The sequence below is a fragment of the Paenibacillus sp. JCM 18996 genome (assembly GCF_055392555.1).
This window is the reverse complement of sequence record NZ_AP043884.1, coordinates 3,722,853-3,737,494: the sequence shown is the minus strand read 5'-3', so window position 1 is coordinate 3,737,494 and position 14,642 is coordinate 3,722,853. Positions and strand designations below refer to the sequence as shown.

12 protein-coding genes are annotated in these 14,642 nt (G+C 52.8%); 1 reads left to right on the top strand and 11 read right to left on the bottom strand.

The genetic code is table 11. From position 1 onward, the window contains the following. Positions 1-12: 12 nt before the first annotated feature. From ACZ5N7_RS18475 to ACZ5N7_RS18450, 6 genes are all read right to left on the bottom strand, one after another. Positions 13-639, bottom strand: a complete 627-nt coding sequence (locus ACZ5N7_RS18475) for a ThuA domain-containing protein (protein ID WP_464656061.1) — start codon at positions 637-639, stop codon at positions 13-15. A gap of 16 nt (positions 640-655) precedes the next feature. Continuing rightward, a complete protein-coding gene (locus ACZ5N7_RS18470) occupies positions 656-1,816 on the bottom strand; it encodes a Gfo/Idh/MocA family protein (RefSeq protein ID WP_464656060.1) in 1,161 nt (386 codons plus the stop codon). Positions 1,817-1,885: 69 nt separating this feature from the next. Beyond that, positions 1,886-2,917 carry a LacI family DNA-binding transcriptional regulator gene (locus tag ACZ5N7_RS18465; protein WP_464659348.1) on the bottom strand — a complete coding sequence of 344 codons (1,032 nt, stop codon included), beginning with the start codon at positions 2,915-2,917 and terminating at the stop codon, positions 1,886-1,888. Positions 2,918-3,427: 510 nt separating this feature from the next. Beyond that, positions 3,428-4,204, bottom strand: a complete 777-nt coding sequence (locus ACZ5N7_RS18460; protein ID WP_464656059.1) for a YheC/YheD family protein — start codon at positions 4,202-4,204, stop codon at positions 3,428-3,430. Positions 4,205-4,367: 163 nt separating this feature from the next. Beyond that, a complete protein-coding gene (locus tag ACZ5N7_RS18455) occupies positions 4,368-5,750 on the bottom strand; it encodes a sodium-dependent transporter (protein ID WP_464656058.1) in 1,383 nt (460 codons plus the stop codon). Between the two features lie 151 nt (positions 5,751-5,901). Then, positions 5,902-6,498 (bottom strand): DUF975 family protein, encoded by a 597-nt coding sequence (locus ACZ5N7_RS18450; RefSeq protein WP_464656057.1) that lies wholly within the window; start codon positions 6,496-6,498, stop codon positions 5,902-5,904. Positions 6,499-6,629: 131 nt separating this feature from the next. Between ACZ5N7_RS18450 and ACZ5N7_RS18445 the strand changes: the two genes are divergently transcribed. Continuing rightward, on the top strand, positions 6,630-7,793 hold the full coding sequence (locus tag ACZ5N7_RS18445; protein ID WP_464656056.1) for an iron-containing alcohol dehydrogenase: 1,164 nt from the start codon (positions 6,630-6,632) through the stop codon (positions 7,791-7,793). Positions 7,794-8,250: 457 nt separating this feature from the next. Here ACZ5N7_RS18445 and ACZ5N7_RS18440 read toward each other — a convergent pair whose 3' ends face one another. The 5 genes from ACZ5N7_RS18440 to zwf form a co-directional block, all read right to left on the bottom strand. After that, a complete protein-coding gene (locus ACZ5N7_RS18440) occupies positions 8,251-8,598 on the bottom strand; it encodes a PqqD family peptide modification chaperone (protein ID WP_464656055.1) in 348 nt (115 codons plus the stop codon). 2 nt (positions 8,599-8,600) lie between these two features. Continuing rightward, on the bottom strand, positions 8,601-10,544 hold the full coding sequence (locus tag ACZ5N7_RS18435) for an OPT family oligopeptide transporter (protein ID WP_464656054.1): 1,944 nt from the start codon (positions 10,542-10,544) through the stop codon (positions 8,601-8,603). A gap of 82 nt (positions 10,545-10,626) precedes the next feature. After that, on the bottom strand, positions 10,627-12,207 hold the full coding sequence (locus tag ACZ5N7_RS18430; RefSeq protein WP_464656053.1) for a peptide chain release factor 3: 1,581 nt from the start codon (positions 12,205-12,207) through the stop codon (positions 10,627-10,629). Positions 12,208-12,250: 43 nt separating this feature from the next. Then, positions 12,251-12,565 carry a metallophosphoesterase gene (locus tag ACZ5N7_RS18425; RefSeq protein ID WP_464659346.1) on the bottom strand — a complete coding sequence of 105 codons (315 nt, stop codon included), beginning with the start codon at positions 12,563-12,565 and terminating at the stop codon, positions 12,251-12,253. Between the two features lie 468 nt (positions 12,566-13,033). Then, positions 13,034-14,551, bottom strand: a complete 1,518-nt coding sequence (zwf, locus tag ACZ5N7_RS18420) for a glucose-6-phosphate dehydrogenase (RefSeq protein WP_464656052.1) — start codon at positions 14,549-14,551, stop codon at positions 13,034-13,036. Positions 14,552-14,642: the final 91 nt, after the last annotated feature.

Sequence of the window (14,642 nt, the reverse complement as noted above, 5' to 3'; positions counted from 1 at the left end):
TAAGGCTTTAAGTTATTTCGCAGCCCAAACCATCCCTTTTTTCATCAAAGCGAGCGTTTCCGGCATAGCGACGATATTCGCCTGATGGCCGAGAGAGCAGTAGTACACTTTGCCGCTTCCATAGGTTTTGGTCCATGCGACAGGCATTTCAACATCACCGAAATCGGTTACCGCCAGCACCTCATTCGCCGGATCCACGTGCATATAATATTTCTCCGACACGACCGTAAAATCTTCCATTCCTTCCGTCAAAGGATGACTGCGGTCCTTGATGCGAACCATATACGTCACGCCGTCATTGCCGGGATGCGCCACCCATTGGCCGCCAACCATATATTGAAACTCCGTCTCGTTGCGGAAAGAATCCGCCATGCCTCCGTGGCAGCCTGCAATTCCCACTCCGTGCTCCTTCACTGCCGCGAGCAAAGGGTTCAGCTGTTCACTGGTAATCGTTCCCATCGTCCAAACCGGTACAATCAGGTTCAACCGGTTCAGCTTTTCCGCATCCAGCAGCGAATCCAGCGTATCGGAAATTTCCACTTCAAACTGTTCCTCTCTCAGCACCCCGGCCAGCAGATCTGCAACTTCCTTGGGCTGATGGCCTACCCAACCGCCTTGAATCACCAATGCTTTCTTCATCCTGTTCGCTCTCCTCTTACAGCTCGTTTATTTCTACCCATGTTCTTCTCTCGATGGACAGGTCCACCGCTTCCAATACCTGCTGGCACTTCACTCCGTCATGGAAATTCGGCACCGGCTGGCGGTCCTGCTCTAGCGCATCCATCAGCTCCAGCACTTCATGGATAAACGTATGCTCATACCCGATGGTATGCCCGGCAGGCCACCATGCGTCCATATAGGCGTGCGAAGGATCCGTAGCAAGAACGCGGCGGAAGCCCTGCACATCCTCGGCGTCCTCGGTAAAATAGACCTGCAGCTCGTTCATTCTTTCAAAATCGAACTTCACACTGCCTTTGGAACCGTTGATTTCAAAAGAGTTCGTGCAGCGGTGCCCCGGAGCAAACCGGGTGGCTTCGAAGCTGCCCAGCGCCCCATTGTCAAAACGGCTCAAAAACAAGGTCGCATCATCCACGGTAACCTCGCCTTTAGGCGCTTCCTTGCTGCTTTTGGCGGTTAATCCAGTCATGGAAGAAGGCTGCGGCCGCTCCTTAATGAAGGTCTCGCTCATTCCGATCACTTCCTTCATACCGCCGACCAGGAAATGCGCCAAATCGATCAGATGCGCTCCAAGGTCGCCATGGGAACCGGAGCCGGCGATTTCCTTCTGCAGTCTCCAGACAAGCGGGAATTCCGGATCCACAATCCAGTCCTGCAGGAAACAGGCGCGGAAATGATAGATCGTACCCAGCCGGCCTTCCTCGATCAGCTTCTTCGCAAGCAGCACAGCCGGGGCAAAACGGTAGTTGAACCCAACCATATGCTTCACGCCGGCCTCTTCGGCTGCCTGCAGCATTTCGCGCGAATCGCCCAGCGTCAGGGCGAGCGGCTTCTCGCAGAAGATGTGCTTGCCGGCTTTGGCGGCGGCCAGGGCGATTTCCTTGTGCGCGTCGCTCGGAGCGTTAATGTCGATCACATCGATATCTTCCCGCTGCACCATCTCCCGCCAATCGGTCACGGATTCCTCCCAGCCGAACTGGCTGGCCGCTTGCTCCACGCCTGCCTGATCGCGCCCGCAAATGAGCTTCATTACCGGTTTCCCCGCATTCGGGAAGAACATCGGCAAATCCCGGTATGCGTGGCTGTGCGCCTTGCCCATAAACTTGTAGCCGATCATTCCCACATTGATCTTCTTCATCCGTATATCCTCCCTCGATTGGCTTACATATCCACTTGTATGCCTGGCCGTCGCCACGTATGTAAACGCTTAAGTTGAAAATTGTAGAATGTCGCTCGATTTCCGCACAACCAGCCGTACAGGAAGCTTTTCTCGAAAAATATCCTCTCCGCCCGATTGGACACGGTCCAGCAGTTTATCCGCGGCGAGCCGGCCCATCTCGAAAAAAGGCACGGAGACGGAAGTCAGCGGCGGATCCGTCACTTTCGCGGCATCGGAATCGTCGTAACCCGCAACCGCGACATTCTGACCGGGCATCCAGCCCTCCTCCTTCATCCGCTGCATCAGCCCGATCGCCATCCGGTCGTTCGCCGCAAAGACAGCGTGCAGCTCCTTCCTGTATGGCGCAAAGGCCGGGAGGGATTCGTAGCCGCTTTTTCGGCTGTAGTTGCCTTGGATGACCCATTCTTCCCGGTAAAGAAGCTCCGATTGCGACAGCGCTCTGCGGTATCCTTCCAAGCGCGCCCCGGAATTCGAATACTGCGGAGAACCGTTGAGAAACGCGATGTTGGAGCAGCCCGATTCAATCAGATGCCTCACAGCCAGGAAGCTTCCGCTCACATGATCGGCGTCCACCTCCGAGAAGCTCTCTCCTTCATAGCTTTGGTTCACCAGGCAGAACGGAAGCGCATGCTCCGCAAGCTGCCGCAGGGAATCGCGTTCCCCGGGAACGTCGCGCGAGCCGAGAATGACGCAGGCGTCCACTTTTTGCGAACGGAACAGCTTCAAGTAATCGGCCGGCTCTGCTGGGGATTGCAGTATAAGCAGCATGTCGTATCCCCTGCTCCTCACCGCTTCCCCGATCCCGCTCAGTATCTCGGAAAAATAGTACGTTGAGAACAAATGCACCTTGGGCACATAAGGCAGAACTACTCCGAGATTGCCGCTGCGTTGACGGGCGAAGCTCTGCGCGATGGCATTGGGATAGTAGCCGAGCTCCTCCGCCGCGTGCAGCACACGCTGCTTCGTCCCGTCTTTCATCGGGCCCACGCCGTTCAGCACACGGGACACGGTGGCCTCGGAGACGTTGGCTAATTGTGCAACTTCTTTTCTGGTTGCGATAGCGGCTCCCTCCGAAATTCATACTGTCATCACATTATGTACACGCGTACATTTTCTCATCCGAAAGCCAATCTGTCAATAAGCAGGCAGCGATAAATTCCCACGACACCAAAGGCTGCCCCAGAAACTTTCCACTCCTTGCTTTTTGGATTTACTCCGAGCGGTCTTCCCGTTTCCCGGACATTTCCCGGAAATAGGGGAGTTTTATTCCGCGTATGCGGTATTTCCCGGCTATTGCCCGGAATTAACGCACTGTGCTTCCGTTATTTATGGCCAAAACGCTGGCCTGGACGGGTAAACAGCCTGTTCGCCAAAAATAGAGGAAATGAATTCCGTTAATGTCAGGCGGGGAGCGGGAAATCTGGGAATAACAGAATAAAAATCCGTTACCGCCGTGAATGACTATTCAAAGTAGTACCTGCCACTGCATAGAGCCCGCTGCTCTCGGATGTATACTTTCTTATCTTCTAAAGAAAAAACATCCAAGAGCGGCGCCTCCGCTCAAGGATGTCAGGAAACCTTTTTCTTTTTGGCGGCGATTTTGCGCCTGGTTTTGTTGAGCCTGTTGTAGCGCATGATTAGTTTGACGTTATTGCGTTCATCCTTCAATTTGCCGAAAATATAAGGATCGGGCTTCGTGTTGACTTCCAGTATCCAGGGCTTCAGTTCCCTGTCCAGCGCCACATCAACCCCGATCTCCCTGAGCCCGGGAAAGCGGACCGAAAGCTGCTTGGCAGTATCGTAACCGAGCGTTTTCAAGTCACGGATATACTGCTCCCGCGACTGTCCGTCAATGTATGGAGCGAGGAGCTTCTCAACCGCCTCCAGCGTGCCTCCGTTATGGTAATTCGTGACGATTCTCGCCGGATCGGCGACCCTGCCCGCAAGGCCGGTGGCCACCCAGCGCTTTTTAACATCTCTCTGCACCATAACCCTCAGATCGAATCGGTTTCCCTGGTGGGAAAGCAGATGGATTCCCTTTTGCACCAAAAATAATCTTCCCCGGGTCAACGCCTTCACAGCCGACTGCAACTGCGGGAACGAGTCAAAGGTTTGCTTCTTGGTCCCGGATTGGCAGCTGTACAGCTTTACACCCTGCGGGGTATCAGTCATTTCCACGCGAATTACCCTGTTGCCGAACGATCCCGAATCGGGTTTTACATAAACCATGCGGTGCTTCTCCAGCATCTGCCTGAGATGGTCTCCCTCCAGCTTGCGTGTTTCGGGAATATGTTCAGACAGCTTACTGCTGCCAAACAGCGCCTTTGTCTTTTTCCATTTACTCACGACGTATCTGCTCAATGAATGGTCTTCCTTTCTGCGCTATAAGCGTCAAATTGGTGCATCAGGCACTATAGTGTATGAAAGGCGGCGATTGTTGGCCTCTGCTTTGGCAGCAAAAAACCTCCGATGGCCGCTTGACGGCGGTTTCCGGAGGTTTCCAAGATCATTACTTTAAAGTGTAACCGAACAGGTTTTTCAAAATCAGCTGCAAAATCCCGATGGAATACAGGAATACGAGAAACATCATAACCGGAACCACGTAGCGGAGAAGGAGCATCCACAGCTTGTACCAAAAACCGGTCAGCCCTGCCTCTTCACCTGCGCGCTTCCAGGCATACCCGGTAAACAGGGTAATGACCAGACCGCCCACAGGCAAAAGGATGTTGGATGCAGTGAAATCTATCATATCGAAGACGCCTTTTCCTGCGATGGTAAAGCCGGAAAGCGGGCCGCCTGTCGACAGCGCCGAAGGGATCCCCACAATAAAGCATAACACACCCGTGATGACTGCAGCTTTTGTGCGGCTCATGCGCCATTTTTCAGTTACATACGCTACCGGCACCTCAAGTAAAGACACGGCCGAGGTCAGTGCCGCAATGGCCAGCAGCACGAAGAAGATGCCTGCGAAGAAGCTGCCGAAAGGCATAGCGGAAAAGGCCGCCGGAAGCGTGATGAACACCAGGCCCGGACCGGAATCCGCTTCAATCCCGAAAGCGAAGGTCGTCGGAAAAATGATCAGCCCCGCCACCAGCGCATAGAGCAGGTCTCCTCCGCCTACCGCCAGTGCCGCCGCGCCTAAAGACTGGTTCTTTTGAACGTAGGCTCCGTAGGTGAGCATCGTTCCCATCCCAAGCGAAAGCGAGAAGAAAGCGTGCCCCAGGGCGACAAGAGCAGACTCAGCGGAAAGCTTCGAGAAATCGGGCCTCAGGAAGTACTCTACTCCCGCCATGGCGTTGGGAAGGCTGAGAGCGCGGAACATGAGCAGAAGCAGAATGACAAGCAGCCCGGGAATTAAATATTTGTTAAATTTTTCGATTCCGCCGGAAATTCCTTTCGCAACTACGACAATGACCAGCAGCATTACGACGGCCTGCCAGAACACAGGCAGATAGCCGGAAGTGAAGGATACGAATTGGCCTTTGAAATCCATGTTATTGAACAGGCTGCCGGAAAAAGACCTTACCGCGTAATGCAGTGTCCAACCTGAGACGACCCCATAAAACGACATTATCATAAAGGCGCCGACCACGGACAAGAACCCGAAGCCTCCCCATATTTTCCGGTTTGACAGATTGGTAAACGAGCTCGACGCATTTCCCCGCCCGCCCCGGCCGATCGCCATTTCCGCAAGCAGAATAGGCAGCCCGACAAGCACCAGGCAAATGATAAACAGCAAAAAGAAAGCAGCGCCGCCGTATACTCCTGTGATATACGGAAACTTCCACATGTTCCCGAGTCCCACCGAGCTTCCGATCGCGGCCAGAATGAAGCCCATGGAGCTGAATTGATCTCCTGCGTGCTGTGTATTTTTAGAATGATTTGTTTGCATGTAACCTATCTTCCCTTTCTGGCTCTCCATTATACATGTTCTCCATAGTATTATATTTTTCCGGCACTGTCTAGTTTTTTTGAGTTGTATATTGTGGCAATACAAAAACCACCTCCATATAGAAGGTGGCTCGTGACGCGGCAGGACTTTATCAGGCTGCATTGCCGCCGTATTCATTTTTGACTGTATCATAGAATTTGGCTGCAGACGCTTGAACATAAGGGATAATCCACAGGAACCCGATACAGAGAGACAGCAAGCTGAGCAGAAACCAACCGATGAAGCTCAGGTAAAGCAGGAACAGCTTCCATTTGTGTCCGGACATCATTTGGGCGCTTGTGCGAATCGCCTCGGAAGCCGTGAGCTCGGGCTGGTCGTTTAATATGTAATAAGCTTGCGAGTACCGCAGCGCGGCGATAATGCCTGGGACAATCAGCAGCAGGCTCCACAGGAACACGTAAATCCCGGTCAGCAGCATCGTCAGCAAGGCAGGGACGAACATCGGCTTGAAGCCGTCAAACAGATTCGAGATCGAAGCCTCCCTGCCTCTGTTCAATTGAAGAAAATATTTGGACAACCCGTAATGGAGCGGCCCGGCAATCAACAGATTAATAATCGACCCGATAAAAGACAGCTCGCCGCAGACCCCGATAATGAGCGTATACACCAGGCAGACAAGGATGGAGCTTCCCCATTTGCCTTTCAGGCTTCTTCTGGCATAAGCACGGATTTCAGAATTTTCCAGCACAAACCCAACCCCTTATCCAAAAATTTTGGTACCTACACGTATGTGTATGCAACTGGTTGATTTTGAATGAGCTGAACTTATGGTTATAATAAAGGAGGATTCTATTCTCAAACTTAGGGAGGCTACCTGCTTTGAATAACTTTACATTTCATAACCCAACGAAGCTGATTTTCGGCCAAGGCCAATTGGAGCAGCTGAAAACCGAGGTTCCCAAATACGGCAAAAATGTTCTTCTCGTTTACGGAGGAGGCAGCATCAAACGCAGCGGCTTGTACGACAAAGTTCTGTCCTATCTGAAGGAAGCGGGTGCGCAAGTCCAGGAACTGAGCGGGGTGGAGCCGAATCCTCGTTTGAGTACGGTCAATAAAGGCGCAGAGCTGTGCAGAAAGAATAACATCGACCTTATCCTCGCTGTCGGCGGAGGCAGCGTCATTGACTGCGTCAAGGGGATTGCCGCGGCGGCTAAATATGAAGGGGATTTCTGGGATATTGTCACCCGTAAAGCCACGGTCAAAGACGCCCTGCCTCTCGCCACCGTACTCACTTTGGCCGCTACCGGCTCGGAGATGAATTCCGGCGCTGTGATCACCAACTGGGAAACGAAGGAGAAGCTCAGCTTTGGATCGCCTTTTACATATCCGAAGTTTTCAATTCTCGACCCTGCTAATACGGCTACAGTCCCTCAAGACCAGACCGTATACGGCATGGTGGACATTATGTCTCACGTGTTCGAGCAGTATTTTCACCATGACAAGAATGCGCCCGTACAGACCGGATTCTGCGAGACCATACTGAGAACGGTCATCGAGACCGCGCCGAAGCTGCTGGGCGACCTTCAAAACCTTGAATACCGCGCAACCATACTGTACTGCGGTACGATGGCTTTGAACGGCATCCTCAGCATGGGAGTCCGGGGCGACTGGGCCACCCATAACCTAGAGCACGCCGTATCCGCGGTGTATGATATTCCTCACGGAGGCGGACTGGCGATTTTGTTCCCGAACTGGATGAAGCATACGCTGGATGCAGACGTTGAACGTTTTAAACGGATGGCCGTCAACGTTTTTGGCGTGGATCCGTCAGGCAAAAGCGACCGGGCCGTGGCCGAAGAGGGAATTCAAGCAGTCCGCGGCTTCTGGACCTCTATCGGTGCCCCAAGCCGGCTCGCGGACTATGACATTGACGATTCGCAGCTCGATGTCATGGCGGACAAGGCTATGGTGTACGGCGAATTCGGCCACTTCAAGAAGCTGGACCGCAGCGACGTCCTGGAGATTTACAGGAACTCGCTGTAAGACTGCATTGGCTGAAGGTACGAATCGAGTCACACTCTGTTGCAACACACCACCGTAGTCCCAGCGAAATGAAGAAAAGCACCCGGCGACCGGGTGCTTTTCTTATGTGACAATCTGCACAAACTCACATTACTTATTTATTCATCGTTCTCGCAGAACGAGTATCATTTGATGCTTAAAACAATGAAAGCCCTGCCTCTCTTCCATCCTTACGGCTCCGAAGACCGCGCCAGTGTGAATTAAGTCTATCAAAATTCCGTAACAGACTTGTCTTTTCGTCCTTCTTCTTCACATCTACTCTTTGCGGGTTATGGGAAATAAGATGATGTCGAACCGGCTGGTTCCAGGAAAAAACTTCTGAGGAAAAAAAGATTGTGCTGTTACTATACAAAGTAAAGGGGTTATTGAGTTTACAAATACTTATTATACACACCACTGTTACCCGAGTCAAGTGTTTTTACTTTACACTCTTTCCGCTCCGGTATCCGATCCAGCCGTTGGCTTCCACTATTTCAAGAAACTTCACCAATCTGGGCAGGACGGGCTCCGCTTGTTCACCGAATACATAAGCCAGCTCGCGTTCAATCTCGGCTACGGTATGCTGCCCGGCGCACTTTCGCAGCACCTGGCTTCCAAGCGCATCCAGCTTGACGCGAAATGCGGCCGGCTGATTCCATAACCTGACCGAGAGCCGCTCCAACCAGCTGTTACGGGGGATGACCAATACGCTGGCCTCCCCCTTTTGTTCCAATTTAAGGCCTTCCTTCAGTACGGGTGACATCTCAAGTAAGTTCAACCGCCCCATTCTCATTCACTCCGCTCCGCCGCACTCGATTTGTTTTTCCCTTGATAGGATACCCACCCCAACATAATCGCCAGGACGATGAAGATCATAAGCGAAAACCAGTTTTCATTCAGCACAACCTGCTTGGGCACAGGGACTTTTACAAAAATAAGTATCGCGATAATTACGCCGACCAAGGATTCACCGGCGATAAGCCCTGAGGCAAAAAGCGTCCCTGTCTCGACACGGGCTTTCGCGGTTTCTTCATTGCGGGACATATATTCCACCAGCCAGCGCACCACCCCTCCGGCCATAATCGGCGTGCTCACATGGATAGGAAGGTAGATGCCGACCGCGACGGTGAGTGAGTTTAAACCCAAGAATTCGAACACAACCGCCGACATCGCACCGATAAAGATAAGGTCCCACGGAAGATTTTCCGCCATCAGGCCCTCAACGACCAGCTTCATTAGCACGGCTTTAGGTGCGGGAAGCTCGGCGGAGCCCATTATAAACGCTTTGTTCAGAATAACCAGGATAAAGCCGATGATTAAGCCGCTCACCAGCACTCCCACCATCATTGCGATCTGCTGCTTCCATGGGGTCCCTCCCACCAGGTAACCGGTTTTTAAATCCTGGGAAATGTCCCCGGCGACTGCCAATGCAACGCAAACGATCGCTCCAACCGTTAAAGCCGCTACCATGCCCGTCTGCCCCGTGACTCCGGTCATTTTAAACACCAGTGTAACGATCAAAAGCGTAGCGATAGTCATACCGGAAACAGGCGAGGAAGAGCTTCCCACTAACCCGACAATACGGGAGGCGACGGTGACGAACAAAAATCCCAGCACCGCGACAGCGATTCCGCCGATTATGCCCACGTCCGTCAAAGGAGAAAAGGCAATAATCAGAATCAGCAGGACCACACCGCCGAGCAAAACCCATGAGGGCATGTCGCGGTTCGTACGTTCGGCAGAACTCGGCACACCCCCGCCCCTCTTTAAACCGGAGAAAGTTTGTCCAACCGAGGACACTAGCAGCGGAAGCGTTTTGACCAGTGTGATGAGCCCGCCCGTCGCGACCGCGCCCGCCCCGATATATCGGATATACTGCGCCCAGATGCCCCAAGCGTCCAAAGCCGGAATCGCAGCTGTGGCCGGTGCAACAGGCCGCGCTCCGGCGGAACCGAAAAAGCCGATCATCGGGATCATTACGAGCCACGCCAGAATACCTCCGGCTATCATCTGTCCGGCGATTCTCGGTCCGATAATGTACCCCACGCCCAGTAGAGCCGGATAAGTGTCCATTCCGATCACCGCATTTTTAAACCCCGACACCTGCGCTTCGATTTCCGTCTTAAACCATCGAAACCCGTCGCCCAGCGCTTTCAGAATTCCGCCGGCAAAGAAGCCCGTGAATACCAGCTTGGCTCCGCTGCCTCCGTTCTCCCCCGTGATCAGCACTTCTGCGCAGGCACTCCCTTCAGGATAAGGCAGGGTATGGTGCTCATTGACGATCAGCAGCCTGCGGAGCGGAACCATCATGAAGACGCCCAGAAACCCGCCGGTCAATACGATGAACGACACCAAAAACTGGCTTGGCGCCAGGTTCCACAGGAACAACGCGGGTATGGTAAAGATAGCGCCGGCAGCCACCGCTTCTCCCGCCGTGGTCATCGTTTGCACGATGTTGTTCTCCAGGATCGATTTGCGCCGCAAAATTCCCCGCAGAATGGCTAACGAAATCACTGCAGACGGAATCGAAGCACTGACTGTCAAGCCGATTTTAAGCCCGAGGTAGGCGTTAGCCGCGCCAAATACGACAGCCAGAACAATTCCCAGCAGAATTGCGATCAGGGTGAGCTCAGGCAGCGATCGGGCAGCAGGTATGTAAGGCACAAACGAACCGGATCTTTCTTTCACGTTAAATCCCCGCTTTCTTAGGGCAGTTGCAATATGAGTTAGCATTTGCTTTTTTTATGAAAATTAACAAACCGCCCGCCGTCCAACTTCGCAACGCGCTCCGGCACACGCGCCTCTTCCGGCGCGTTTAAGGAGCTTGCTCCAAAAACTTGGCGGTCGGATTCTTCTCCATCGCCGTGCGCATCGCGTACTCGTTCTCGAACAGCGCCACGTAGTTGCCGTTCTTGTCCGTTACCAGCTGAGAGTTAATGCGAAATTTGCCGGGATCGATCTTGTCGTCAACGATCCATCGCGCAAACTGGAAGTTCATGCGGTGCAGCTGGATGTCCACGCCATATTCGGCCTTCATCCGGTGCTCGAACACCTCGAACTGCAGCTGGCCGACCACTCCCAGAATAGTGTCCTCAAAGCCGATCGTAGTGAACACCTGGATGGTCCCTTCCTCCGTCAGCTGATTGATGCCTTTCTGATACTGCTTGTGCTTCAGCGCGTTCTTAACCGTCACTTTGCTGAACAGCTCGGGAGAGAACGTCGGCAGCTCGGCGAACTCGATATCCTTGCCCTCGGACAAAGAATCGCCGATGCGGAAAATACCCGGGTCAAACAGCCCGATTATATCTCCGGCATACGCCTCATCCACGATGTCCCGGTCCTGGGCGAGAAACTGCTGCGGCTGCGCCAGCTTGATCTCTTTGCCCGCGCGCACATGGCGAACGGACATACCCCGTTCGAATTTACCCGACACGATGCGCAGGAAGGCGATGCGGTCGCGGTGGGCCGGATTCATATTTGCCTGGATCTTGAATACGTATCCGGAGAATTTGTCGTCCGTCGGCTGCACCTCGCCTATCGAGCTTTTACGGGGTTCCGGCTTCGGAGCAAGCTGCAGGAAATTATCCAGGAACGTCTGCACGCCGAAGTTGTTCACAGCGCTGCCGAAGAAAACAGGAGTCAGCTCGCCAGCCATAACTTTTTCCATATCAAAAGGGTCCCCAGCCACATCCAGAAGCTCGACCTCCTGGCAAAGCTGATCGTGGAGGAACTCACCCGCAATCTCGCGCACCAACGGGTCGTTATAGCCGCTTACTTTTCGCACCTCGACGCCTTTATGGTCGTTGCCCTGGAAAAGCTCCAACTGCTCCTTCTCCCGGTCATAAACTCCGCAAAAGGCTTTGCCCATGCCGATCGGCCAGTTCATCGGATAGGAACGTATGCCGAGCACTTCCTCCAGCTCTTCCAGCAGATCGAACGGATCGCGGCCTTCCCGGTCCAGCTTGTTGATGAAGGTAAAAATCGGAATCCCACGCATCCGGCACACCTGGAACAGCTTCTTCGTCTGCGCCTCCACCCCTTTGGCCACGTCGATCAGCATCACTGCGCTGTCAGCGGCGGTTAAGGTACGGTACGTATCCTCCGAGAAATCCTGGTGGCCCGGTGTATCCAGAATATTTACACGATGGCCCTCATAATCGAATTGCATGACGGAAGACGTCACAGAGATCCCTCTCTGCTTCTCTATCTCCATCCAGTCCGATGTCGCGTGCTTGCTTGCTTTGCGTCCTTTTACTGTACCCGCCAGACGGATGGCGCCGCCAAAAAGCAGCAGTTTTTCCGTCAGTGTCGTTTTCCCCGCATCGGGGTGTGAAATAATCGCGAAAGTGCGCCGTTTTTCCACTTCTGTCTGCAGCTGTTGTAACAATTTACTCATCTTGTCTTCCTTCCTGAAGCTGTATTTCTTTTATATCCTAAACTTACACCTTAACAAGGGGAACAGTCCAATTCGCCTCATCCAGCCATGCGCGGGACATCGCGTCGCTCTTTCCGTTCGGCATGGTTGCCTTTTTAAACGCGCCGTTCTTATCTATCCAAATACTATAATATTCGTGGTTTCCCATATTCGCGTGCAGTGGAGGCAGCTTGTAGGAACCGAGAATTTTTTTCAATTGTTTATAATCGTTGTCCCTGGCAAAATCGGTCAGATCGCCTGTAAACATGATCGCAGGAGGTCTGCAGTTGTTTGATATCCTCCAAAGCCATCTTCCGCCTTCGGGAAGGCCCTTCCTCATCCACTGTAACATGAAGATCGCTCAGAATGAAATAGGCAAACAAAGAGCCGCCCGCCGCAGGCGCTACCGGTTCACTCGCGTTGGGAGCAATTGAAAGAATGTCATCTGGAGCAAGATCCGAGTCCTTGGGTTTAAAAAACCTCCATGGATTAAAAAATGCCGCAACGGGCGCCACCACAACACCCGACAGGAGAAGCAGCCATTTGATAAAAGCCCTTCTGGACATTAGCTTAACACGCCTCTCTCCCAGCATCTTGTAAAGAAATTCCGTCAGCCGGTCCACATTTGTTGAGAGGTATCTGCTGACGTATTCTTTGGTACGAAGAGTATAGCACTGCGTCATTTCGTTTGAAAGAGGGCTGGGGCAAAAAAGGTACATACGATTCCCATACAACAAAAAAGCTCCTTTCGGAGCTTTTTTGTTGTATGGGAATCGTATAGCGGTGTGAAAAAGAAACGGGTCCCGGTCTATTCCTGCATAATCCACGTGACGTTATTCTCCGTCTGTCCATTGACCGGCCACCAGGTGAAACCGTCGCGCGCCAGAAGCTCTTCGGCCCTTATGGGGCCCCATGAACCAGCCGGATAAAAAACCAAATCCTCTGTCGTTTCTTTCCACGCCTCGGCAATCTTGTCTACAAATTCCCATGCAGCAGCCACTTCGTCCCAACGGGTAAAGTAAGTGGAATCGCCTCTGGAGGCGTCGTAAATGAGCCGTTCGTAAGCTTCCGGAGTGTTGAGGCCCACTTGGCAGCTTTGGCAGAAGTCCATTGCAATCGGCACGATATCGCCCTCGGAGCCCGGTCTTTTGGCATTCATCTTCATATAAATGCCTTCCAGCGGGTTGACTCGGAACACCAGCAGGTTCGGTTGAAGCACATGCTTCTGTGCGTAGTAAGCATTCTCCGGAACATTCTTGAACTCCACCACGACCTCCGTTGTCTTAACCGGGAGCCGTTTTCCGGTACGAATGTAGAAAGGAACCCCCGCCCAGCGGAAATTATCGACATACAGTTTGGCGGCAAAGTACGTTTCCGTATTGGAGCCCGGGTCTACATTATCTTCTGCACGGTAACCTTTCAGAGGCTTGTCCTTTACCGCTCCCTCGGTATATTGCCCGCGCACCACGTTCTCCCTTACATCATCGGAAGAATCGTAAACCCTCAGCGAACGCAGCACCTTGACCTTCTCGTCGCGGAGATCCTCCGGATGCAGGCGGCTTGGCGGCTCCATCGCCATCATCGTAACCATCTGAAGCATATGGTTCTGCCCCATATCCCTGAGCGCGCCGGAATGGTCATAGTATCCGCCCCGTTCCTCCACGCCTACGGTTTCACCAAGCGTGATCTGCACGTTAGCGATGTATTTGTTGTTCCAGATCGGCTCGAAGAAAGCATTGGCAAACCGGACTACGCCGATGTTCTGCACCATTTCTTTGCCCAGATAGTGATCGATCCGGTAAATTTCCGACTCGTCGAACACTTGGCGAATCTGCGCATTCAGCTTTTCGGCCGACTCCAGGTCGTACCCGAAAGGCTTCTCGATGACCAGCCGGTGCCAGCCTTCCGATTCAAGCATTCCGCCGTCGCGAAGGTTGTAGGACACGCTTCCGAACAGCTCGGGAGCGAGGGCCAGATAGAACAGCCGGTTTCCCTCGGTCTGATATTTGATATCAAGCTGGTCCACGCGCTGCTTCAGCTCCCTGAATCCTTCGACATTATTAATATCGAGGGACATGTATTCGAAATGCTGCGCAAACCGCTGCCAATCGGCATCGTCCTCTACTTTATAGCGTGCAAATTCCTGTATGGAATGGAGAAGTTCCTCCCTGAATTGCTCGTTGGTTCTCTCACGTCTCGCCAAGCCTACGACGGCAAACTGCTCTGTCAGTTTTTTCTCGCGATAGAGGCTGTAAATCGCTGGAAACAGCTTGCGTTTCGCCAAATCCCCGGTTGCCCCGAAAATTAAAAACACAGCACCACTCATGTATTCATCATTCTTTCTATGTATTATTTTTGTTCAAGAGGTTATCAGCTGACTTTATATTAGTTTACCATACTGCATTTTCATGCGCCAT

Coding starts and splice junctions, on each gene's coding strand:
- ACZ5N7_RS18455 (WP_464656058.1), bottom strand. CDS start 5,750: ATGCAAACAAATCATTCTAAAAATACACAGCACGCAGGAGATCAATTC.
- ACZ5N7_RS18435 (WP_464656054.1), bottom strand. CDS start 10,544: ATGCTAACTCATATTGCAACTGCCCTAAGAAAGCGGGGATTTAACGTG.
- ACZ5N7_RS18470 (WP_464656060.1), bottom strand. CDS start 1,816: ATGAAGAAGATCAATGTGGGAATGATCGGCTACAAGTTTATGGGCAAG.
- ACZ5N7_RS18440 (WP_464656055.1), bottom strand. CDS start 8,598: ATGGGGCGGTTGAACTTACTTGAGATGTCACCCGTACTGAAGGAAGGC.
- zwf (WP_464656052.1), bottom strand. CDS start 14,551: ATGAGTGGTGCTGTGTTTTTAATTTTCGGGGCAACCGGGGATTTGGCG.
- ACZ5N7_RS18425 (WP_464659346.1), bottom strand. CDS start 12,565: ATGAGGAAGGGCCTTCCCGAAGGCGGAAGATGGCTTTGGAGGATATCA.
- ACZ5N7_RS18475 (WP_464656061.1), bottom strand. CDS start 639: ATGAAGAAAGCATTGGTGATTCAAGGCGGTTGGGTAGGCCATCAGCCC.
- ACZ5N7_RS18430 (WP_464656053.1), bottom strand. CDS start 12,207: ATGAGTAAATTGTTACAACAGCTGCAGACAGAAGTGGAAAAACGGCGC.